Consider the following 22,913-nt stretch of genomic DNA (forward strand, 5'->3'; position numbering starts at 1 on the left):
TCAGACGGGCTGCAGGAGGCGCAGGCCGAACCAGTCCTGGGGATCGTTCCAGCCATGCGTCACCCGCAGGCCGGCCGCACGCGCGAGCGCGGCAAACGAGACATCGGTGTACTTTTGGCTGACCTCGACGTCCATCGCCTCGCCGGCCTGGAACGCGAACGCCTGGCCGCCAACGTGCACCGTCTGCGCCCGCTCGCTGACCAGCGCGGTTTCGATGCGCAAACGCTCGCGCACGTAGACCGCGCGATGGCGGAACGCCTGGAGGTCGAAGTCGCTGCCGATCTCGCGGTTGAGCCGCGCCAGCAGGTTCAAGGTGAAGGCCGCGGTGACCCCGGCCAGGTCGTTGTAGGCCGCCTCAATCACCGCCGGGTCCTTGTCCAGGTCGATACCGATCAGCGCACGGCCATCCTCGCCCATCGTACGGCGCATCGACGCCAGCAACCGCACGGCCTCCTCGTCACCGAAGTTGCCGAGCGTGGAGCCGGGGAAGAACACCAGCGTGCGACTCGCACCGCGCGCGGCGGCCGGCAATGGCACCGGCACGGTGAAATCGGCGCACACCGGCAGCATCTCGACATCGGGATGGTGTTGGGACAGTCGCGTGACGCTGTCCATCAGCGCGGTGCGCGAGATCTCGATCGGCGTGTAGGCGACCGGATCGTCGAGCCCGTCGAGCAGCAGTTCGGTCTTGCGCCCGCTGCCGCTGCCGAACTCGACCACATGCACGCCCGCGCCGATCGCCTGGGCGATCGTGTCCATGCGCGCCTCGAGCAGTGCCAGCTCGGTGCGCGTGAGGTAGTACTCGGGCTGGCGGGTGATCGCCTCGAACAGGCGCGAGCCTTCGGCATCGTAGAAGTACTTGGACGGCAGCCGCTTGGGCGTGCGCGACAGGCCGGCGATGGCATCGGCCGTGATGTCGTCGGGACGCGGACGCAGGTCGGTCAGCGCGGCCTGCGCGCGGGCACGGGCGGTGGCGGCGTTCATGGGGAATCCTTGGCCAGGCGCAGACCGGCGAACTGCCAACGCGCATCGGAGGGGAAGAAATTGCGATAGCTCGCGCGCACGTGGTCGGCCGGGGTGGCGCAACTGCCACCGCGCAGCACCCACTGGGCATCCATGAACTTGCCGTTGTACTCGCCCAACGCGCCGGGCCACGCCCGGTAGCCGGGATAGGCGGTGTAGGCACTGTGGGTCCATTCCCAGACATCGCCGAACAGTTGCTGCAGACCGGTGTCGGAAGCCGCCGGCGCGCAGGGGTGCAGACGGCCGGCATCGACGAAATTGCCCTCGACCGGCACGCCGGCGGCGGCCTGCTCCCACTCGAACTCGGTCGGCAAGCGCGCACCGGCCCAGCGCGCGAACGCGTCGGCTTCGTAATAGCTCAGGTGGCAGACCGGCGCGCCGGGGTCGAGCGTGCGCCAGCCGCCGAGCGTGAACTCGCGCGCCAGCGCCTGATCCCAGTACAGCGGCCGCTGCCAGCCCTCGGCCTGCACACGCGCCCAGCCGGCGCTCAGCCACAGACCGACGGTGCGATAGCCGCCGTCCTCGACGAATGCCAGGTACTCGGCGTTGCTGACCGGCCGGCTGGCCAGCGCATGCGCCGGCACCAGCACACGGTGCCGCGGCGACTCGTTGTCGTAGGCAAAGCCCGCCGTGCCCGGCCAACCGGCGTGGCCGATCTCGATCACGCGCTCCTCGCGCGCCATCCAGCGCAGCGGCGCCGCCGTGCCGCATGCGGCCGGCAGGTCGGTGCGATAGGCCGGTGCGATCGGGTTGGACCAGAACGCGTGCTTGATGTCGGTCAGCAACAACTCCTGGTGCTGCTGCTCGTGCTGCAGGCCCAGTTCGATGATGTCGAGCCGGGCATCGTCGAGATCGCCCGAGGCCAGCCGCGCCCGCAGGCGCGTGTCGACCGCCTCGCGGTAATCGCGCACCTGCGCCAGCGTCGGCCGCGACAGCAACCCGCGGTGCGGACGCGCATGCATCGGCCCGACGCTCTGGTAATAGCTGTTGAACAGGAAATCCCAGGCCGGGTCGATCTCGCGATACCCCGCGTCGGCGGCCAGCACGAAGCGCTCGAAGAACCATGTCGTATGTGCCAGATGCCACTTGGTCGGGCTAGCATCGTCCATGCTCTGGACCATCGCGTCCTCGGCTCCGATCGGCGCGGCGAGCGCGGCCGTACGGGCGCGGACCTGGTCGAAGCGGGCGCGCAGGCGCGCGGCGCGTTCGCCGGTCGGCACGCGGTTGGACAGCGCTTGCGGGGACGGCGGCGGCGACATCCGCACAGCTTAGGCACCGGCCGTGACGGCGCCGTTTAGCCGCGTGCGGGCCGCCGTGTCTCGCATGCTGCGAACCCGCTGCGGCAAGATGGCGCGATGACCGCAGCGCCCGCCGACTTCCGCCTCTACCCGTCCAACGCGCTGGAGGTGCTGGCCGGGCTGTTGGCCGCCGAGTTGCAGCAGCCGGTGGCGGGCCGGTCGATCCTCACCCCGGAGGTCGTGCTGATCCCGCAGGTCGCCATGCGCCGCTGGCTGCAGGCCACCTTGGCCGCCGAACACGGCGTGGCCGCGAACCTCGAGTTCCTGACGCCCGGCGAGTTCGTCGCCCGCGCGCTCACGGCCAACCTGGGCCCAGTGCAGGACGAGCTCGACGCCGCCAGCCTGCGCTGGCGCCTGTACGCCGCCCTGGTCGATCCCGACGTGCTGGCGCAGCCGGCGCTCGCGCCGCTGGCTACGTATCTGGCCGGCGACGATGCACTGCGACCGTGGGCGCTGGCGGGCGAATTGGCCGGCGTGTTCGAGAAGTACCAGGCCTGGCGGCGCGACTGGCTGCTGCGCTGGGAGGGCGGGGCCGACCCCGACGACCCGCAGGCCGCGCTATGGCGGCACGTGGCCGCCGGCCATGCCACCCGCGCGCGTCGCATCCAGACCTATCTGGACCGTTTCTCGGGCGAACACGCCGCGTTGCCGCAGGGCCTGCCGCCCCGGATGTTCGCGTTCGCCACGCTGAACGTTTCGCCCGATGTGCTGCGCGTGCTGGCGACCCAGGCCCGTGTGGGCACGCTGCACTTCTACCTGCCCACGCCCGCACGCGGTTACTGGGGCGATCTGCAGGCACTGGCCCCGCGCCGGCGCGCCCGCACCGATGAAGCCTTCGACGCCGCGCTGCTGGCGGGTAACGCCGACGACAACCGCCTGCTACAAGCCTGGGGCGCGGCCGGCCGGGACTTCATGGCGCTGCTGGGCAGCTACGAGGTCGTGCACCCGCGCGCCGAGATCGAGGTCTACGCCGATCCGCTCGAGTCGGGCCAGCGCCCGCTCGATGCCGGCGGCCTGGGCGACACCTTGCTGCGGCGGATGCAGAGCGACCTGTTCCGCCGCGCCCCGCCACCGGTGCCCGCACCCCGCGCCGCGCCCGAGCTGCGCGACCCCAGCCTGCAGGTCCACGCCTGCCACACCCGCCTGCGCGAACTCCAGGTGCTGCACGACCAGTTGCGCGGCCTGCTCGAGGACCCGCGCTTCGACCCGCCGCTGCAACCGCGCGAGATCGCGGTGCTGGCCCCGGACATCGACCCCTACGTGCCGTACCTGGAAGCCGTCTTCGGCGAATCAAAACCGGGGTCAGAGTCGGATTTTCACGGAAAATCCGACTCTGACCCCGGTTTCGGGAGAATGCGCATTCCGTATGCGCTCGCCGACACCAGCCCGCTGGCGGGTGAGCCCCTGGCCGAGGTCTTCGTGCGCCTGCTGGGCCTGCCGGTGTCGCGCTTCGGGCTCAACGAGGTGCTCGACCTGCTCGCCAGCCCGCCGTTGGCGCAGGCCGCGGGGCTGGATGCGGCCGCCTTCGAGCGGCTGCACGGCTGGCTGCAGGCCGCCGGCGCGCGCTGGGGGCTCGACGGCGCGCATCGCGCCGCGCACGGTGCGCCCGACGACGCGGCCTACACCTGGGCGTTCGCCCTCGATCGCCTGTTGCTGGGCCATGCGAGCGGCAGCGACGACACGATCGCAGGCGTCGCCCCGTGGCCGGCGCTCGAAGGCAGCGCGCTCGATGCGCTCGACACCCTGATCCGGCTGCTGCACGTGCTCGGCGACGCGCGGCGCGAGCTCGGCGAGGCGCTCACCGCTGCGGCGTGGCGCGAGCGCCTGCTCGGCCTGCTCGATGCGCTGCTGCCCGGCACGCCGGCCGCGCCGGCCACCCAGCGCGCACTCGAGCGGCTGCGACGGCTGATCGACGCTTTCGCCGCCGACGCCGCACGCGCGGGCATCGAGACGCCGGTCCCGGCCGAGGTCGTGCGTGCGCACTTTGCACAGTTGCTGGCCGAGGCCGACACGCGCGCGCCACTGCTGACCGGCGGCATCAGCGTCGGCCGCATGGTGCCGATGCGCCTGCTGCCGTTCCGGGTGATCTGCCTGCTCGGCATGAACGATGGCGACTTCCCGCGCCGCGACACCGCTGCCGGGATCAACCGGCTCACCGCGGAGCTGGGCACGACGCGGCGTCGCCATGGCGACCGCTCCACGCGCGAGGACGACCGCTTCCTGTTCCTGCAGCTGTTCGCCTCGGCGCAGGACGTGTTCTACGTCAGCTATCTGGGCGCGGACGCGCGCGATGGCAGTGTGCGCGAACCCTCGCCGCTGGTCGCCGAATTGCTCGCCACCGCCGCGACCTACCACGCCGACCCGCAAGCCGCCGCCGCGGCACTGACGGTGCGCCATGCGCTGCAGCCGTTCGCCCCAAGCGCGTTCGGAGCCGATGGCGACCCGCGCCGCTTCAGCTATCGCGCGCAATGGCAGCCGGCGGCAGCACGCATCGGCGGCGCACGCACAGAACTCGCGCCATGGTGCGCAACGCCGCTGCCACCGCGCGCCGATGCCGCCACGCTGTCGCCGGCCGATGCCGCACTGTCGCTCGATGCACTGCGCCGCTTCCTGGTGGCGCCGGCCGCGCAGTTCCTGCGCGAGCGCCTGGACCTGCGCCTGGCCGACGAAGCCGAGGTCGGCCAGGACGTGGAGCCGCTGCTGGTCGCCGGCGGCGGCCTCGAACGGGCGGCGCTGCACCAGCAGGTGTTCGAGGCCCTGCTCGCCGGCCGCGAAACCGGGCTGTTCGAGCACCTGCGCGCGCGCGCGCTGCTGCCATCCGGTCCGTTGGGTCGACGCCAGCTCGATGCGCTGGTGACGTCGCTGCGGCCCTATGTGCAAGGCTTTGCTGATTGGCGCGGCGACGCCACACCCGACACCCGGCACATCGACGTCGTGCTCGACGGCATCCACCTCCAGGGCCGGCTCGACAACGTGTACCCGGCAGGCATCGCCCATGTGCGTCTGGGGCCGCTCAACGGACCGGCCGCGATCCGGCAGGGCCTGGACTGGCTGCTTGCGAGCGCCGCGGGCCTCCACCTGCCGCTTGTGCGCTTCCACGACACCCAGGACCTCGGTATCGGCCCCTTCGAGCGCGCGCCGTTGCCGCCGGACGCGGCGCGCGATGCGCTGCGCGCCCTGCTCGCGCTGCGGGCCGACGGACTGCAGGCGCCGCTGCCGTTCGGCCCCTACAGCGGCTGGGAGTACTTCAGCGCCGTCGATGCCGACAGGGCAGCGAAAGCCGCAACCGCGAAGTGGCGCGGCGGCGACCGGCAGTGGGGCGAGGGGCGCGGCGATGCGTATCGACTCGCGCTGCGCGGTCGCGACCCGTTCGCCGATCCGGCCCTGTTCCAGCACTTCGCCCAGATCGCCTTCACCGTGTTCTCGGCCGTCGAGCAGGGCCGCGTGCATACCGGCTTCGAGGACGGCCGCAGCTTCGAAATCGAGACCGACGTGGAGGCGGAGGCATGATCGCGCCCACGCCCGAGCCGGTCGATCCGTTCCTGACGCTGCCACTGACCGGTACACAGCTGATCGAAGCCAGCGCCGGCACCGGCAAGACCTTCACCCTGGCCACGCTGGTCACCCGGCTGGTGGTCGAGCACGGCCTGCGCATCGGCCAGATCCTCGCGGTGACGTTCACCGAAGCCGCCACACAGGAGCTGCGCAAGCGCATCCGCGAACGCCTGGTGCTGGCCGCGCGGCTGGTCGACGCGCCGCCAGACGACGACACTGCACCCGACACCGCGCTCAGCCAGGCGGTGATCGCCGCACACCTGGCGACCGGCGACGAGTCCGCCGCCGCTTTGCAGCGTCGGCTGCAGCAGGCCGCCGACGAGATCGATCTGGCCGCGATCTTCACCATCCACGGCTTCTGCGCCCGTGTGCTGCGCGAGCACGCGCTTGAGAGCGGGCAGAGCTTCGCCGCGCCCGAACTGCTGGCCAACGACCGCGCGCTGCGCGAGGAACTGGCCGCCGATCTGTGGCGCAGCACCGCCGCCGATGCAGACGACGCCGCGTTGTTGATGGACCTGTGGAAAGGCGGACCCGGCGATATGGCGCGCGATCTTGGGCCGTTGATCCGGGAGCCGGTGCTGCGACCGGCCGCCACGCCGCCGCAACCCGATCCGCGCCCGGCGCGCGACGCCGCAGCGCAGGCGCTGATCGCCGCGATCGATGCGCACATCGACGCTGCGCAGGCAGCGGTCGCAATGGCATTCGACGCCAAGGTCTTCGACGGCCGTCGCGCGCGGCGGCCCAGTTTCGACAAGGCCTTCCAGACACTGCGCGACGGCCGCGCGCTTTCGCACTGGGTCCTGGACGACAAGACCCATCTCGACAAACTGCTGCCAGCCCGGCTGTTGGACTTCTGCAAGGACGACACGCAGTCGAAGGTGCCGTGCTCGCCATTGTTCGATGCCCTGCACACCTGGTCCAACGCCGATCGTGTTGCACAGGATTGGCTCGAGCAGGCCAAGACGCGGCTGCTTCACCGCCTGCGCAACGCGGCACGTGCACGCCTCGCCCAGCGCAAACAGCAACTGCACGTGCAGACCTACGACGATCTGATCGACGGCGTTGCCGATGCACTGCACGGGCCGCATGCACAGGCGCTGGTGCAGCGTCTGCGTGCGCAGTACGCGGTCGCGCTGGTCGACGAATTCCAGGACACCGACACGCGTCAGTGGGACATCTTCCGGACGGTGTTTGGCGAGTCCAAGGCTGCGCGTGAGGCCGGGTTCGAACCGGCCCTGTTCCTGATCGGCGATCCCAAGCAGGCTATCTACGGCTTCCGCGGTGGTGATGTGCAGACCTACCTGCTCGCGGCACGCGACGCCATCGCCGCGCCGCCGCTCGACCGCAACTTCCGTTCGCGCCCGTCGCTGCTCGCCGCGATCGAGGCGCTGTACGCGCAGGCCGGTGAGGCCGCGTTTTTTGATCGGCAGATCCGGTTCCATCGCGTGCTGCCAGGCACGAAGCGCACCGATGCCGATTTCCAGCGCGCTGGCGCCCCTGCGCCCGCCCTGATGCTGTGGCAGGCTCCGGCCCCGCCGGCCGACGACGCCGGCAAGCGCAGGCCCCACAGCGCCGGTCGCGCGCGCGACCTCGCGACCCAGGCTTGCGTCGCTGCGATCCACGCGGTGCTGATCGAAGCGCGCGCCGGCACCGCCACGCTCGATGGCGCGCCGGTGCAGCCGGGCGACATCGCGGTGCTCGTGCGCAAGCACAGCGAAGCCACGCAGATCCAGCAGGCGCTGGCCGCGATCGGTATTCCCGCAGTCGCCGCCGGCAAACAGAGTCTGTTCGCCACGCCCGAGGCGCACGAGCTGCTCACGCTGTTGCTCGCGCTGCTGCACACCGCCGACGACAGTCGCCTGCGCGCGGCGCTGGCGACGGTGCTGCTGGGCGTGGACGCGGCCGGCATCGCCGCGCTCGACCACGATGCCGACACGCATCGCGGCTGGCAGTTGCGTGCGCTGGCCTGGCGTGAGCGCTGGCAGCGTGGCGGTCCGCTGGCGCTGGTCGCCGACCTGTGCGCCGACAATGGACCGCGCCTGCTTGGCCTGCTCGACGGCGAGCGCCGGCTGACCAACTACCTGCAACTGGGCGAATTGCTGCAGCAGGCCGATGCGCGCGCGCTGGGGCTGCAGGGTCTGGTCGATTGGCTGGGCCAGCAGATCGCCCGCGCCGATGCCGACGACGAGGCCCAGCTGCTGCGCCTGGAATCGGATGCGCACCGGGTGCAGATCGTCACCCTGCACAAGAGCAAGGGCCTGGAATACCCGCTGGTGTTCCTGCCGTTCGTCGGCATCGGCAGCCGCGCGCCCGACCCCGGCCATGCCTGCGTGGTCGCCGATGCGACCGGCGGCCGCGCGCTGCACTGGAAGTTGCAGGCCGACAGGTCCGGATGGGACGCGGTGCGCAGCGCATGGATTGAGGCGCAGCGCGCCGAGGACGCACGCCTGCTCTACGTCGGTCTGACCCGTGCCGAGCACGCGGTGTGGATCGCGACGGGCGATTTCTACAACGCGCGCCAGACCGCACTGGCGCCGATGCTCGACGGCCTACCCGACACGCCCGGCATCGTGCGCGACGCGACCGTGCCATCCACGCTGCCGTGGTTGCCGCCAATCGAGGCCGGCGACCGCCCCACCGCGCGGTCCGCCGCACGCGCGATCGCACCGGACTGGTGGGTCTACAGCTTCACCCAGCTCGCCAATGCCGACAGCGGCGCGCAGGACGCCTCCACGCGCGCAACCGTCGCTACCGCCGGCGGCCAGGACGAGCCCGAGGGCGAGCCCGCGCCCGAGGCGCCACGCGCGGACGATCACGATCCACGCTTTGCCGGCAACCGCTTCGGCGTGGTCCTGCACGAGGCGCTGGAACTCGGCGACTTCGCCGCCTGGCGCGACTGGCGTCCGGGCGACCCGGCGCCGCCTGGGCAGCGCGCGATCATCGAAGCAGCACTGCGCGGCGGCGGCTATGCGGCCGAGGACATCGACGACGGCGTTGCGGTACTGACGGCGCTGATCGGCCCCACGCTCACCGTCGCGTTGCCCGAGGGCGTGCGGCTGTGCGATGTGCCCGCCGACGCACGCCGGGCCGAGATCGAGTTCCAGTTCGCGCTGCAGCCCACCGCGGTCGAGGCGATGCTCGCGTTGCTGCATGCCCACGGGGTTTCGACCGGCCGCAGCGGCTTCGGCCTGCGCCGCACGCTCGAAGGCCTGATGACCGGCCTGATCGACCTGACCTACACCGTGGACGGCCGCTGGTACGTGCTCGACTACAAATCCAATCGCCTGCCCGGCTACGACGCGTCCACGCTGCAGCGCGCGATGGTGCATAGCGAGTACGACCTGCAGGCGCTGATCTACACGCTCGCCCTGCATCGCTGGCTGCGCTTCCGCCTGGGCGCGGGCTACGACTACGCCCGCGATTTCGGCGGGGTGCGCTACCTGTTCTGCCGGGGCCTGGCCCCCGATCGGGATGCCTCCGCCGGCGTACATGCGCAGCGCTTCGACCCCGCGTTGGTGGATGCGCTCGATGCACTGTTCGCCGGCGGGCACCGGACCGGATCCCGAGGTGCGCACGCATGACCGCCAGGACCGATGCCACGCGTGACGCCACCGCATCTGCGCCTACCAAATCGCGCACGCCTGATCTGCTCACCGCGTTGCAGCGCAGCGGCGCGTTACGCACGCTCGATTTCGAGCTGGCGCAGCGCCTGCAGCGGCTCGCGCCTGAGACACCGGCCGCAGTGCTCGCCGCTGCGGCACTGGCCTCGCGGGCAGTCGCCAACGGTCATGCCGGCTTCGATCCCGCGCGCCCGCAGGTGCTGGTCGACGCCGAGTTGGACTGGCCCGCGCCCGATGCCTGGCACGCGCTGCTGCGCGACGCGCGCTGGGTCAGCCGACCGACGGATCCGCTCGCGCCCTCGGCAACGGATGTTCCACTGGTGCTCGAACCCGCCGATGCCGCGGACGGCTTGCTGTACCTGCGCCGCTATCGCGAGTACGAGGCCGCGCTGGCAGCCGGCCTGCGGCGCATCGCGGCGCAGCCACCCGATGTCATCAGCCCTGAGACCGTCGCCGATCCCTTTGCCGTGCTGTTTCCCGACGCGCAGGCCGGCGCGGACCGTCAGGCGCGCGCCGCCGCGCTGGCGCTGCGCCGTGCCCTGCTGCTGGTCACCGGTGGCCCCGGCACTGGCAAGACCACGACCATCGCCCGCCTGCTGGTGCTGCGCATCGCCCAGGCCTTGCGCAGCGGACGGTCACTGCCGCGCATCGCGCTGGCGGCGCCCACCGGCCGCGCCGCCGAGCGCATGGCCGAGAGCCTGCGCCGCGCGGTGCAAGGATTCGTCGGTGACCTCGATCCGGACCTGCGCGCCGCACTGCCTGGCGCCTTGCCCGACACCGCCAGCACGCTTCATCGCCTGCTCGGCACGGTGCCCGACAGCCCCACGTTCCGCCACCACGCTGGCCATCCGCTGCCGCTGGACGTGCTAGTGGTCGACGAGGCCTCGATGGTTGACCTGCCGCTGATGGCCAAGCTGGTCGATGCCGTCGCCGACGGCACCCAGCTGATCCTGCTCGGCGATGCCGACCAGTTGCCGTCGGTGGAAGCTGGCGACGTGCTGGCCGCGATCCTGGCCGCCGCCGGCCCCGGTCACGCGTTGCAGGCCGACGATGCGCGCGCGCTGCAACCGCTGCTCGGTGCCGCCACGCCGGTCGACCGCGTGAGCGGCGGCCTGCACGGCCATCGCGTGCAATTGCAGCGCGGCTACCGCCAGGACGCCGATTTCGACCTGGCGCCACTGGCCGACGCCGCGCGCGAAGGCGATGCCGAGTCCGTGCTGTCGCTGTTGCGCGGTGGCCGGTTGCGCGGCGTTCACTTCCACGAGGACCTGACCGATGCGCTGGACGCACAGCAGGACACGCTGCTCGCGCACTGGCGCAGTCTTGCCGAGGCTTCCGATCCTGCGGCAGCGCTTGCACAGTCGCAGCGATTGCGCCTGCTGACCGCGGTGCGCGAAGGCCCGCAGGGCGCGCGCGGTCTCAACGCCCGGATCGAAGCGCTGCTGTCGGGCCACCGCATCGGGCCGGCGCCGGCCTGGTTCCACGGCCGCCTGCTGCTGATCACCGAAAACAGCTATCGCCATCGCCTGTTCAACGGCGACATTGGCATCTGCTGGCGCGACGGCGCGGACACGCCGATGGCCTGGTTCGCCAGTGACGTGCCCGGCGAGGTCCGCGCGTTTCATCCTGCCGCATTGCCCGCGCACGAGAGCGCGTTTGCGATGACCGTGCACAAGGCCCAGGGCAGCGAGTTCGATGAGGTCTGGCTGCAGTTGCCGCGCCACGACAGCCGCGTGCTCTCGCGCGAACTGATCTATACCGCGATCACCCGCGCGCGCAGCCGCCTGCACATCGCCGGCGGCGCGCAGGTTCTGCGCGACGCGCTCGCGCGGCATGCGGTGCGGATGTCGGGGCTGGCGTGGCGGCTGGGCGCGGCGAGCCTGCAACAAGCTCCCCCGCCAGCGCAGGAGTCCGGTCGAGATCTCGACGCCGACGTCCCGCCGTCACAGGGCGCGCTGTTCTAGCGCGAAAAGCGTGCCTCGCGATTCACCCGGAGGCGGGCCCTCGGGCGCCGCCACTCGACTGCTGGAGGTCGTCCCATGGTCTTCAACAGGATCCTGCTCATACGCACGCTCGCGTTCGCTTCTCTCGCCCACGCCGGCGCCACCGGCGGCGGCCCCGCTGAGCTCGTTCTGGACGGCGCCCGCGCCGCCGCGCTGGCCGCGGCCATCTCCGTCTTCCGGGACAAGCAGCCGGAAGCCGATCTGACCAAGTTCCAGGTCCACGTCCATCCTGCCGATCAGGGCACGTTCCAAGTCGTGTTCGAACCGCAGCAGGCCGACGAAAGCGTCCCTACGCTTGGCGGGCGGACCGTGCACGGCCGCGAACTGCACGTATGGATCAACGCGGCCGACAACACCCTCGACCGGATGGCGTTCGCGCGTTGAGGCTCCCCGACGTACACAAAGCCTCACCTGCGTGGCCTGCGCTCAACTCGATGCGGGCAGGCCTGACCGGCGATTCCACGGCATGCGCGCCAACACCCGGGCAAGCCCACAGAATCCGCTGATACCGGCAAACGTCAGGCCGGCGCCGATGCCGCCTGCCAGCAGGTGGAACCAGGGCGAAACACCGAAACCCAGGGCGGTCGCCAGCAGGACGAGGCTGCCGGCCGCAATCTGGACCTGGCGGTTCAATTCCAACGGCTGCGTCCGGTCCGTCAGTACCGGCAGGCCGGCCTGCTTCCAGGCATCCAGACCGCCCTCGAGCGTGCACACCCGGACATGCGGACCCGCGGCAGCGGCGAGCCGCGCCGCATGGACGCCGGTCCGCATCCCCGAGCGGCAATGAAACACCACCACCGTGGCCTCGCCCCGTGGCAAAAGCGTCGTGCCCAGGTGCACCAGCGGGTGGGACACCGCACCGGGAATCCGTTCGCGCCTATGTTCATCATGATCGCGGATGTCGATCAGGCAGGCGCCGGTCTGCATGAGCGCAAAGGTGGCGCGAGCGTCGAGCATGTCCATCGGAGGGGTCCTCATGGGCAGAACAGGTCCTTGAGCGTGGCGATCAACCGCTCTACACGGGGATCGGCGATGCGGTAATGCAGCGTCTGCGCCTCTCGGCGAAAGCACACCAGCCCGTCCTCGCGCATCCGGGCCAGGTGCTGGGACAGCGCCGACTGGCTCAGCTGCACCTGGGCCTGCAGCGCGCCTACGCTGGCCTCGCCGTGCTCGATCAACAGGCACAGCAACAGCAGCCGCTGCGGGTGGCCGAGAATGCGCAGCATCGAGGCCGCCTGCTCGGCGCCTTGGTGCATGAAATCCAGGGAGTCGTCTGTTGACATGGCGCCATCATATTAGGTTTTGCTAAATTAGCAATTGCTAATATGATCATGCGGCCGGCGTCGTGCCGGCTTCTCTGGAATCGACCATGCACGCCTCGACCTATACCGAACTGACCCGCGACATCTCGCGGAATCTCACCGATCTGCGCAGCCACCACGCCGACGTGATGCGCGGCTTCAATGCGCTGAGCAAGGCGGCGATGGCGCCCGGCGCCCTCGACGAGAAGACCAAGGAGCTGATCGCCATGGCCATTGGCGTGGCCAACCGCTGCGACGGCTGCCTCGGCTTCCACGCCAAGGCACTGGTGCGGCTGGGCGCGACGCCACAGGAGTTCCGGGAGATGCTGGGGGTGGCTGTCTACATGGGCGGCGGGCCGTCGCTGATGTACGCCGCCAATGCGCAGGCGGCCTACGACGAGTTCATGGGCGCTGCCGGCTCGGCCTGACGCCCCCGACCAAGAACGGCGGCGCTGCTGCCACGACGGCGATGTCGTTGGCTGCGCCGTACAAGGCGCCGCACGCGCGCTTGACCTTCCCACGATGGGAAGGCTTAGGCTGGCCGCAGCTGTCAGCCTTTGCGGAAGTTCCCATGGCCTCTCCCGGTTCCCGGACGTCTCCGGACGCGACGATCGATCTGCCGATCACCGGCATGACCTGTGCAAGCTGTGTCGGTCGAGTGGAAAAGGCCTTGGCCAAGGTGCCCGGCGTGGCGCGCGTGTCGGTCAATCTGGCGAGCGAGCGCGCCCAGGTCGTGCCGGCCGGACCGGTCGACCGTGCGGCGCTGGTGCAGGCGGTCGAGAGGGTCGGCTATGCGGTGCCGGCCGCCACGCTGACGCTTGCGATCGAGGGCATGACCTGCGCGTCCTGCGTGGGTCGCGTCGAGAAGGCACTGGCAGCGGTGCCGGGCGTCGAGTCCGCAGCGGTGAACCTGGCGACCGAGCGCGCCACCGTGCGCGGAACAGCGGGCCTGGATGCATTGCTCGCGGCGGTCGACCGGGTCGGCTACACGGCCCGGCCGGTCGGGCAGGAACGCAACGACGATGCCGGCGCGGCGCGCAAGGACGAGGAACGCGCAGGCCTGCGCCGGGACCTGCTTCTGGCCGCCGCGCTCGCGTTGCCGGTGTTCGTGCTGGAGATGGGCGCGCACACGATTCCTGGCATGCACGACTGGGTCATGACCCATATCGGCATGCGCACAAGTTGGTATCTGCAGTTCGCGCTGACACTACTGGTGCTGGCGGTGCCGGGCCGCCGCTTCTATCGCCACGGCATCCCCGCGCTTCTGCGGCTGGCGCCGGACATGAACTCGCTGGTCGCAGTCGGCACCGCGGCCGCGTTCGGCTACTCGGTGGTCGCCACGTTCGCCCCCGGCCTGCTGCCCGCCGGCACGGTCAATGTCTATTACGAAGCGGCTGCAGTGATCGTTGCGCTGATCCTGCTCGGGCGCTTCCTGGAGGCGCGGGCCAAGGGTCGCACGTCCGAGGCGATCCAACGCCTGGTCGGCCTGCAGGCGCGCGTCGCGCACGTACAGCGCGCAGGCGTGGTGCATGACATCGCGGTCGAGGATGTGATGCTCGGCGATGTGCTCGAGGTGCGGCCCGGCGAGCGGATTCCGGTCGACGGCGAGATCGTCGAAGGACGCAGCTACGTCGACGAATCGATGATCACCGGCGAGCCGGTGCCGGTGGAAAAGACCGTCGGCAGCGCGGTGGTCGGCGGCACCGTCAATCAGCAGGGTGCGTTGACACTGCGCGCGACCGCTGTCGGTGCGGACACGACGCTCGCGCAGATCATCCGCCTGGTCGAACAGGCGCAAGGCGCCAAGTTGCCGATCCAGGCGGTCGTGGACCGGGTGACGCTGTGGTTCGTGCCGGCAGTGATGCTCGCGGCGCTGCTGACCTTTTTGGCCTGGCTGTGGCTGGGTCCGACACCGGCGCTGGGCTTTGCACTAGTCAACGCGGTGGCCGTGCTGATCATCGCCTGCCCCTGCGCGATGGGCCTGGCGACGCCGACCTCGATCATGGTCGGCACCGGCCGCGGCGCCGAACTCGGTGTGCTGTTCCGCAAGGGCGAGGCGCTGCAACTGCTCAAGGACGCCCGCGTGGTGGCCGTGGACAAGACCGGCACGCTGACCGAGGGGCGTCCGGTGCTCACCGATCTCGTCGTCGCCAACGGCTTCGAACGCGACCATGTGCTCGCACAGGTCGCGGCGGTCGAAGCGCGCTCTGAGCATCCGATCGCGCGCGCGATCGTCGATGCGGCGACCGGGCGCGACCTCGCGGTGGCCACCACCGACCGATTCGAGTCGATTACCGGCATGGGCGTGCGTGCGCACGTGGACGGCGTACGCGTCGAGGTTGGCGCCGACCGCTTCATGCGCACGCTCGGCCTGGACGTCGCCGTGTTCGCCAATACCGCGCAGCGCCTGGGCGACGAAGGCAAGTCGCCGTTGTATGCCGCCCTCGACGGCCGCTTGGCCGCCATCGTCGCGGTCGGCGATCCGATCAAGGCCAGCACGCCTGCGGCCATCGCTGCGCTGCACGCGCTCGGCCTGCAGGTGGCCATGATCACCGGCGACAACGCGCGCACCGCGCAGGCCATCGCCCAGCAGTTGGGCATCGACGAGGTCGTGGCCGAAGTGCTGCCCGCGGGCAAGGTCGAGGCGGTGCGTCGACTGCGGGCGCAGCACGGCCGCATCGCCTTCGTCGGCGACGGCATCAACGACGCCCCCGCATTGGCGGAGGCCGACGTGGGCCTGGCGATCGGCACCGGCACCGACGTGGCGATGGAATCGGCCGACGTGGTGCTGATGTCGGGCAATCTGCAGGGCGTGCCCAACGCGATCGCACTGTCGCGGGCGACGCTCGGCAATATCCGACAGAACCTGTTCTGGGCCTTCGGCTACAACACCGCGCTGATCCCGGTCGCTGCCGGCGTGCTCTATCCGGCCTACGGCGTGTTGCTGTCGCCGATCTTCGCCGCCGGCGCGATGGCGCTGTCGAGCGTGTTCGTGCTGGGCAATGCGCTGCGGCTACGCCGCTTTCAGGCACCGCAGGTCACCGCGGCCGCATGCGCAGGCGCGGCGCCATGAACATCGGCGAGGCCGCTCGCGCGTCCGGCGTCTCGGCCAAGATGATCCGCTACTACGAGCAGAGCGGCCTGATCCCGGCACCCGCGCGCACCGCCGCCGGCTATCGGGCCTACGGTCAGGCCGATGTCCACCGCCTGCAGTTCGTCCGCCGTGCCCGCGACCTCGGGTTTTCGGTCGCCGAGATCGCCGACCTGCTGGGCCTGTGGCACGACACCGCGCGCCACAGCGCAGACGTCAAACGCCTGGCGCAGGACCGCATCGCCGAACTCGAACGGCGCATGCGCGACCTGCAGCAGATGACCGACACGCTGCGCACGCTCGTCGACTGCTGCGCCGGCGACGATCGGCCCGACTGCCCGATCCTCGAGCAACTGCAGCAGCCCGTTCCCGGCCCGGCAGACGACCGCCCGCGGACTGGCGCCGTCTTGCGGCGCCCGAGCGCATCCGCGACGACGCGATCGGCAACGAAGCGGACGCGGATGCGCTAACGCAGACGGTGGGCATCACGCGATCGTCTGCCTGCGTATCAAGACAGAGCGCCGCAACCTGTCGATGCAGGCCGCAGTGCGCGAGGCAGCAGGTCAGCCTTCGCGTGGTGGGAAACCGGCCTCGCGCAGCGCCGCGACGACCGCCTCACGCGCAGCCGAGGTCTGCACCACCACCGTGCGGTTCGGCGGATCGGCCTCCACGCTCGCCTGCGCATCGACCGACTGGATGGCCTTGGTCACCGACCGTGCGCAGCCGCCGCAGGTCATGTCGTCGAGATGGAACTGCATGGCGGACTCCTTGAGATAGGTTGCCGGCAGTGTGCGGCTTGCCACCGTGGGAAGGTCAAGCGCGACCGCGCGCCTTCGACCCCATCGGGCGCCTCAGTTCGTTCGCGCGCAGGCTGGTAACGTCGAGCCGCCGATGCGGTTCGGCCCGACACCGACCCAGGCGATCACAAGGGAGTGCATCCAGATGAAGCATCCAGGCATGTTGTTCGTCGCCAGCGCCGCGGGCGCGCTGCTGGCGGCCTGCTCGTCCAACGTCGACGCCCCCGCTGGCGCGTCCGACGAACGCCCGAAGGCGTCACCGATTCTGATCCGCAACGCTGAGCGATCCCTCGTGGCCCATCAGGCCCTGATCGAAGGGCGTCTGCACGCAGATCCCGCCGGCTGCCTGCGGATCGGCGATGACAGCGGCCCACTGATCGTCTGGCATCACGACAGTCGCCTCGAGCAGGGGGCGGACGGCCGCGTCCAGGTGATCGACGGCTTCACCGGCCATGCGGCTTCGATCGGCGACGACATCGCCCTGGGCGGTGCAGGCGGGCCGGATGCACCGGCCCGCGTCATCCCGGAGATTCCGGCGGCATGCGCGACCGGCGAGTACTGGATGGCCGGAGCGCTGATGAATGCGGCCGAGTACCAAGCGCTGCGTGCGCGGCAGGCGGATCAGGCGCCGCCCGGACCGCCAAAATAAGCATGCGCGTCACATCTCCCGGTGCGGGATCGGCGTACGGTCGGGGCGTCACGAGAACGTGACATTTTCCCGAGTCAATGGAGAGTGACCATGAACGCCAAGTTGTTACCGTATGTCGCTTGCATCGCGGTTCTGGGCGTGGGAAGTATCGCAACCGGCCATGCGGCCGATTCGCGATGGATCGCACCGGACGGGCTGTTGAGTGCGGACGCGTCGATGTCGCGCGATGTGGCCGGCGTCGCCGACGCGCTGGGGATTTCCGAAGACGCGGCGCGCCGACAGTTGAATGTCCAACCGTTCGCCGACGCCATCGCCGAGCGCGTCCGTCAGCGTTACGCAAGCCGCCTGGCGGGCGTCTACATCGAGCATGCCCCATCCAGTCGGCTCGTCGTGCGGCTGACCGGTTACGATGCCGTGCGACCGGAGTTCCACCAGTTCGGTGCCGACCCGCTGGAGGTCGCGTACGAGGTGGGCGCCGACCACACGCTCGCCGATCTGCAACGCCGATTCGACACGGGCTTTTCGACGCTCGGTCAGCGAGTGCAGGGCCTGCAGGGCGGTTATGTCGACGAGCGCACCGGCCAAATCGTGATCGAACGCGTCCGCGGCGAGAAAGCGATGGGTCAAGCCGATGTCCAACGCCTCGCCGCCGCGCATTTCGGTGTCCCGGTGCGTCTGGTCGAACTCGATGCGCCCAACGAGCAACAGGCGGTCTTCGGCGGTGGGCTGCTGGACTACGTGCGTTCGGGCATCACGTACATCTGTACCGGCGGCTTCGTCGTCGGCAACACCGCCAGCCAGTACGGCACGCTCACCGCCGGCCATTGCCAGCCGACGTCCGGCATCTACAGCTACTTCGGCCAAGATGGCGCCAGCCATAGCCTGACCCACGTGGCACGGGCCTACAACAGCACCTCGGACATCGGTTGGGCGCTTCCGGTCCCGGCCGTGGGCGTAGGCCCTTGGGTGTGGACCGGCGCCGCCTATGCGCAGGTCACTGGGCGCCGGACCCAGGCGGCCACGACCGTGGGCAACGTGATCTGTCGCTACGGCCGCACCGGCGGCTATGGCTGCGCGACGGTGTTCTCCAAGGCATACAGCCCGGGCAGCATCTGCGGGCCGGCCGTCCCGGGCACCGCGGCGTGCTCGGCGACCTTCGTCGGCCTCAACTCCAGCGCAGGCCTGTGCCAGGGCGGCGACAGCGGCGGACCGTGGTTCATCGCCGTGGCCGGCGGCGTCGTCGCGGCCGGTGTCCACAGTGCCGGCAATCCCTCGGCGGGCCTGTGCGTCTACACCAGCACGGACTACGCCTACTCGTCGCTGGGATTGAGCCTGGTCTACTGACGCGCTGCCTGTCTGCACGTGTGACCCAGGCCGACCTCGGCTGAGGTCCCGACGCCTCGACGCTCTGCGCCGGGGCGTCGCTTCTCCTGGCGCCTGCGTGCGGCTATCGTGCACCGCAGGAGATAGGGGGACGCATGGGACGCGGACGCGGACGCGGCAATCCATTCGAAGGCCTGGCCGCATTACCGTGGCCGGTCGCGCTTGTGGTCGGGCTGGTCGGTTATGCGGCGATCCGGCATGGCGTGCCGGCCTACGTCACACGGCTCGACGGTCCACTCGCCCAAGCATTGGCAATGCAGCGCGATGCCCTCGCGCCGATCGCCTGGCTGTTCCTTGGCGCCTGCAGTATCGCCTCACTGGCCGCCTTCGTCCGCACGCGCCGGCGCCGGCGGCTGCTCGATGCCTGCACGCAGCTCGATCATGTGGCGGCACTGGGATGGCGCGATTTCGAGCGTCTCGTCGGCGAGGCGTTCCGGCGTCAGGGCTACGGCATCGAGGAGACCGGCCTGGGCGGCGCGGATGGCGGCATCGACCTGATCCTGCGCAAAGGTGGGCAACGCACCCTCGTGCAATGCAAACAGTGGCGCCGCCGCCAGGTGCCGGTCAGCGTCGTACGCGAGATGTACGGCCTGCTCGCGCACCACCGCGCGCAAGCGGTGCGTATCGCTGCACTGGGCGGATTCACCCGGGATGCCGCGCGCTTCGCGCAGGGCAAGCCGATCGACCTCATCGACGGACCCACGCTGCTGGCGATGATCCGCAGTGTGCAGGCCGCCGACCCCAACAGCGCCGACACGCGCGATGCACCGGTGGTGGCACAAGCCATCGACGCCGTCGAGCGTGATCCCGATCCCAGTCACCAGGCCGGCGCATCGCCCGACTGCCCACGCTGCGGCGCCACGATGATCCGGCGTGCCAACCGCAGGACTGGCGCCACGTTCTGGGGATGCTCGGGCTATCCGGCGTGCCGCGGGACACGATAGCGCGCGATTTCCAGGCATCCGACGTTGCGTGTCGCAGCGATGCCATTGGCAACCGGGACAACCATGCCGCTCAGGGGACCGCGGCGTGCGGTCAGGGCGTACCCGAGCCCGACGCGCTTGCCAGGCACACGCCCGCCGCGTTCGCCAGCACGTCGACGCGCCCTTGGCGCAGCGCGTCGATGCCCAGGATCACCGCGGGGCGCTCGGCCAGGCCCAGCACCGAGAACACCGGCAGCGCGCTGACCCGCACTTCGGTGGACGGCAGCGACCAGTCGTCGATCGACAGCTGCGGCAGGGTGTAGAGCCAGGTCTCGACCACCTGGTCGGCGATGCCGCGGGTGCCGGCGTCGCGGCGACGCAGTCGGGCATCGTGCTCGGTCACACCCAGTGCGCGCGCAGCCGGCAGGTTGAGCACGGTCTGCGCGGCGCCGGTGTCGACGACAGCGATCGCGTCGACGGCCTGCGCGCTGTCACGCAGCTGCGTCGGCACGAAGGCGAAGCGCTGCAGGCCGGCGGCGCGCTGCGGCAGCGCGTTGTCCAGGCAGTCGGCGCGCGCCAGGCTGCCGGGTGGGGTGAGCAGCAGTTCGCCGGTCGGCAGGTCGAAGCGCAGGTCGAAGCGCGCCATCAGATCGTTGCCCAGGATGCCGTCGATCGGCGGTGCATCGCCCTCGGCGATCTGCGACAGGTCCATCGCCAGCAGTTGCGCCTTCCAGGCGAAGTCACCGGCCGACAAGGCCTGCAACGCGGTCACCCGGGTCGCAGCCGCACTGCCGCCTGCGCCCTGGATGGTCATGTCGCGCGCCGTGGCCTCGAGCAAGCCGAAGCGCTCGGCCAGCGCGAGGTCCACCACGCTGGCACCGGCGGCGGTATCGACGACGAAGCTCAGCGGACGCGTGGCGCCTTCGATCTGTACCTCCACGCGCGGGTGCTTGCCGACGAGGCGCATGGCGATGCGGTGGGTCTCGCCTTCGGAGATCGAAGGCGATGCGGTGGCGGCGCAGGGTGTGCCCAGGGTCAGCGACAGCAGGCAGGCAGAGAGCAGGACGCGGAGCGACATGGCGGCACCTCGATGAAAGAGCCGCCATTGCAGCGGGCACAGGTATCGCGACGATGTCGGCGACGGCGCGGGGCGGGCATCGCCGATACGAACGCGATACAAAGGCAGGCGACAATGCCCGCATGACGGCCGAGACCGCCCGCATCGTCGTCGTCGACGACGACGCCAGCATCCGCGATGCGCTGTGCGACTACCTCGCACGCCACGGCTACGCCGTGCGCGGTGCGGACGGCGCCGCCGCGATGGACCGGTTGCTCGCGCAGGCGCCGGCCGACCTGGTGGTGCTGGACTGGATGATGCCCGGCGAGGACGGCCTGTCGGTGTGCCGGCGGCTGGCCGATGCCGACGTCGCGGTATTGATGCTCAGCGCACTCGACAGCCCGCCCGACCGCGTGATCGGGCTGGAGGTGGGCGCCGACGACTACCTGGCCAAGCCGTTCGATCCGCGCGAGCTGCTGGCCCGCGTGCGCGCCTTGCTCCGACGCGGTGCGCAGCTGCGTCAGCAGGCAACACGCCCGGCCGAGGGCTACGGCTTCGACGGCTGGATGCTGCGGCTCGATATCCGCGCCCTGTGCACACCCGACGGCACCGAGGTGGCGCTGACCGCGGGCGAGTTCGCGCTGCTGCGCGCGCTGGTGGAACGCGCCGGCCGCGTGCTCGACCGCGAACGCCTGATGGCACTGACCCATGGCGACGCGGCCGAGCCCTTCGATCGCGCCGTGGATCTGGCCATCAGCCGGCTGCGCCGCAAGCTGGCGCAGGCACGGCCGGGCGCCGACGCGCTGATCCAGACGCTGCGCGGCGAGGGCTATCGCTTCGCGGCCACGGTGCGCCGCCTGTGAGCCGGCCGCGCGGCATCCTGGTCCTGGTCGGCGGGCTGGCGCTCGCGACGCTGGTACTGGCGCAGGCGGTGAGCTTCGCCGTGGTCGGCTGGTGGCCGGCACCGCCGATGCCGACGATGGTGCCGGCCGACGCGATCGCAGCCTTGTCGGGTACGCAGCCGCCCGCACCCGGACTCCAGCTGCGCACGCAGACGGCCGCGCCGAGCGGAACGCCGGTGCCCTGGTTGGCCGACCTGGCGGCCGAGCGCCTGCAGCGTCCCGCAGCGCAGGTGCGCGCGACCTGGCGACGCAAACCCGACGTCGCGCTGCAGGTCGTCGATGACGGCCAACTGGCGATGGCCGGGCAGGCCGACAGCGCGCGCCAGGCGCGCGTGCGCGCTGCGTTGCTGGCGACCGGGTTGCAGGTCCCGGCGTTCGAGCTGGCGGTCGCGCAGCCGGACGGGACCTGGCGCGTCGTGAGTGCGGTCGACGCCGGACGCGGACAGTGGCGCCGCCAGGTACTGCTGGCGCTGGCGCTGGGCGCGCTGCTGATCGCGCCACTGGCCTGGTGGATGGCGCGCCGGCTTACGCTGCCGCTGCGGCGGCTGGCCGAGGCCAGCGCCCGGGTGGACCTGGCCGCGCGCGCGCCACCGGTGCCGGTCGAAGGCGCCGCCGAGGTCCGCATGCTGGGCCAGGCGATCGCCGACGCGCACGCCCGCCTGCGCGCGCAGGCCGACGATGTCACTGCGATGCTCGCTGCCGTGGCGCACGACCTGCGCACGCCGCTGACCGGTCTGCGGCTGCGCGCCGAGACCGCGCCATCGCCGGATCGCGAGCGCATGGTCGCCGACATCGCGCGGATGCAGACGATGATCGCGCAGGTGCTGGCCTATGCGCAGGGCGAGGTCGCGCCGCTGCAGCGCGCGCCGATCGACATGACCGCGCTTGCCGGCGAGTTGGCTGCGGCCGCCCGGGCGCTGGGCCAGTCGGTGCAGGTGCATGCGCACGCACCGGCCATCGTGCAAGGGGATGCGCTGGCGCTGCGCCGCGCGCTGTCGAACCTGATCGACAACGCCGTGCGCTACGCCGGCGCGGCCGACATTGAAATCCACACGCGCGACGGCCGGCTGTCCATCGACGTGGTCGACCGTGGCCCGGGTATTCCCGCCGAGGCGCGCGCGCGGCTGGTGCAGCCGTTCCAGCGCCTGGAACACTCGCGCAGTCGCGACACCGGCGGTGCCGGGCTCGGTCTCGCCGTTGCGCGCTCGACCGCGCAGCGCCACGGTGGCGCGCTCGAACTGCTCGACCGCGACGGCGGCGGCCTGCGGGCGCGGTTGGTCCTGCCGATCGCCGCGCCCTGAGGCGCGCGGC

General features: G+C 71.0%; 18 protein-coding genes. 12 read left to right on the plus strand and 6 right to left on the minus strand.

Annotated features, from left to right (window positions below; all coding sequences use genetic code 11):
* Together BEN78_05885 and BEN78_05890 are read right to left on the minus strand one after the other, a co-directional pair.
* Positions 1-984, minus strand: a complete 984-nt coding sequence (locus BEN78_05885; GenBank protein ID ASR42979.1) for a dimethylhistidine N-methyltransferase — start codon at positions 982-984, stop codon at positions 1-3.
* Entirely contained in the window at positions 981-2,255 is a 1,275-nt protein-coding gene (locus BEN78_05890) for a hypothetical protein (protein ASR44948.1), read from the minus strand. Before BEN78_05890 ends, BEN78_05885 begins: the two co-directional genes overlap by 4 nt.
* Positions 2,256-2,378: 123 nt before the next feature.
* On the opposite strand from BEN78_05890, the gene BEN78_05895 reads away from it, so the two are divergent.
* The 4 genes from BEN78_05895 (at position 2,379) to BEN78_05910 (ending at position 11,883) form a co-directional block, all read left to right on the plus strand.
* Entirely contained in the window at positions 2,379-5,831 is a 3,453-nt protein-coding gene (locus BEN78_05895; protein ID ASR42980.1) for an exodeoxyribonuclease V subunit gamma, read from the plus strand.
* Positions 5,828-9,457 carry an exodeoxyribonuclease V subunit beta gene (locus BEN78_05900; GenBank protein ASR42981.1) on the plus strand — a complete coding sequence of 1,210 codons (3,630 nt, stop codon included), beginning with the start codon at positions 5,828-5,830 and terminating at the stop codon, positions 9,455-9,457. Before BEN78_05895 ends, BEN78_05900 begins: the two co-directional genes overlap by 4 nt.
* Positions 9,458-9,522: 65 nt before the next feature.
* Positions 9,523-11,460 carry an exodeoxyribonuclease V subunit alpha gene (locus tag BEN78_05905; protein ID ASR44949.1) on the plus strand — a complete coding sequence of 646 codons (1,938 nt, stop codon included), beginning with the start codon at positions 9,523-9,525 and terminating at the stop codon, positions 11,458-11,460.
* A gap of 75 nt (positions 11,461-11,535) precedes the next feature.
* On the plus strand, positions 11,536-11,883 hold the full coding sequence (locus BEN78_05910) for a hypothetical protein (GenBank protein ASR42982.1): 348 nt from the start codon (positions 11,536-11,538) through the stop codon (positions 11,881-11,883).
* A 42-nt stretch (positions 11,884-11,925) separates the two neighbouring features.
* On the opposite strand, the gene BEN78_05915 is transcribed toward BEN78_05910, so the two are convergent.
* Both BEN78_05915 and BEN78_05920 read right to left on the minus strand, forming a co-directional pair.
* Positions 11,926-12,477 (minus strand): hypothetical protein, encoded by a 552-nt coding sequence (locus tag BEN78_05915; protein ASR42983.1) that lies wholly within the window; start codon positions 12,475-12,477, stop codon positions 11,926-11,928.
* Entirely contained in the window at positions 12,474-12,782 is a 309-nt protein-coding gene (locus BEN78_05920) for a transcriptional regulator (GenBank protein ID ASR42984.1), read from the minus strand. Before BEN78_05920 ends, BEN78_05915 begins: the two co-directional genes overlap by 4 nt.
* Before the next feature lie 86 nt (positions 12,783-12,868).
* Here BEN78_05920 and BEN78_05925 point away from each other — a divergent pair, with 86 nt between their 5' ends.
* From BEN78_05925 to BEN78_05935, 3 genes are all read left to right on the plus strand, one after another.
* Complete coding sequence (locus tag BEN78_05925; GenBank protein ID ASR42985.1) at positions 12,869-13,228, plus strand: alkylhydroperoxidase; 360 nt, start codon at positions 12,869-12,871, stop codon at positions 13,226-13,228.
* 143 nt (positions 13,229-13,371) lie between these two features.
* Entirely contained in the window at positions 13,372-15,873 is a 2,502-nt protein-coding gene (locus BEN78_05930) for a copper-translocating P-type ATPase (GenBank protein ASR42986.1), read from the plus strand.
* Positions 15,870-16,361, plus strand: a complete 492-nt coding sequence (locus BEN78_05935; GenBank protein ASR44950.1) for a Cu(I)-responsive transcriptional regulator — start codon at positions 15,870-15,872, stop codon at positions 16,359-16,361. The genes BEN78_05930 and BEN78_05935 overlap by 4 nt, the downstream gene beginning before the upstream one ends.
* Positions 16,362-16,454: 93 nt before the next feature.
* Here the strand turns inward: BEN78_05935 and BEN78_05940 are convergent, their stop codons facing one another.
* The gene (locus BEN78_05940; protein ID ASR44951.1) at positions 16,455-16,649 is read right to left on the minus strand and encodes a heavy metal transport/detoxification protein; all 195 of its coding nucleotides are present in this window, start codon (positions 16,647-16,649) and stop codon (positions 16,455-16,457) included.
* 184 nt (positions 16,650-16,833) lie between these two features.
* On the opposite strand from BEN78_05940, the gene BEN78_05945 reads away from it, so the two are divergent.
* The 3 genes from BEN78_05945 (at position 16,834) to BEN78_05955 (ending at position 19,664) form a co-directional block, all read left to right on the plus strand.
* Positions 16,834-17,337: a hypothetical protein gene (locus BEN78_05945; GenBank protein ASR42987.1), complete on the plus strand. Its 504-nt coding sequence runs from the start codon at positions 16,834-16,836 to the stop codon at positions 17,335-17,337.
* 90 nt (positions 17,338-17,427) lie between these two features.
* Positions 17,428-18,681: a hypothetical protein gene (locus tag BEN78_05950; GenBank protein ID ASR42988.1), complete on the plus strand. Its 1,254-nt coding sequence runs from the start codon at positions 17,428-17,430 to the stop codon at positions 18,679-18,681.
* A 134-nt stretch (positions 18,682-18,815) separates the two neighbouring features.
* The gene (locus BEN78_05955) at positions 18,816-19,664 is read left to right on the plus strand and encodes a restriction endonuclease (protein ID ASR42989.1); all 849 of its coding nucleotides are present in this window, start codon (positions 18,816-18,818) and stop codon (positions 19,662-19,664) included.
* Between the two features lie 91 nt (positions 19,665-19,755).
* Here the strand turns inward: BEN78_05955 and BEN78_05960 are convergent, their stop codons facing one another.
* A complete protein-coding gene (locus BEN78_05960) occupies positions 19,756-20,721 on the minus strand; it encodes a hypothetical protein (protein ID ASR42990.1) in 966 nt (321 codons plus the stop codon).
* A gap of 122 nt (positions 20,722-20,843) precedes the next feature.
* On the opposite strand from BEN78_05960, the gene BEN78_05965 reads away from it, so the two are divergent.
* Complete coding sequence (locus BEN78_05965) at positions 20,844-21,563, plus strand: DNA-binding response regulator (GenBank protein ID ASR44952.1); 720 nt, start codon at positions 20,844-20,846, stop codon at positions 21,561-21,563.
* Positions 21,564-21,598: 35 nt separating this feature from the next.
* Positions 21,599-22,903 carry a hypothetical protein gene (locus BEN78_05970; protein ID ASR44953.1) on the plus strand — a complete coding sequence of 435 codons (1,305 nt, stop codon included), beginning with the start codon at positions 21,599-21,601 and terminating at the stop codon, positions 22,901-22,903.
* Positions 22,904-22,913: the final 10 nt, after the last annotated feature.

Source organism: Xanthomonas citri pv. mangiferaeindicae (assembly GCA_002240395.1).
Taxonomy (GTDB): Bacteria; Pseudomonadota; Gammaproteobacteria; order Xanthomonadales; family Xanthomonadaceae; genus Luteimonas; species Luteimonas citri_A.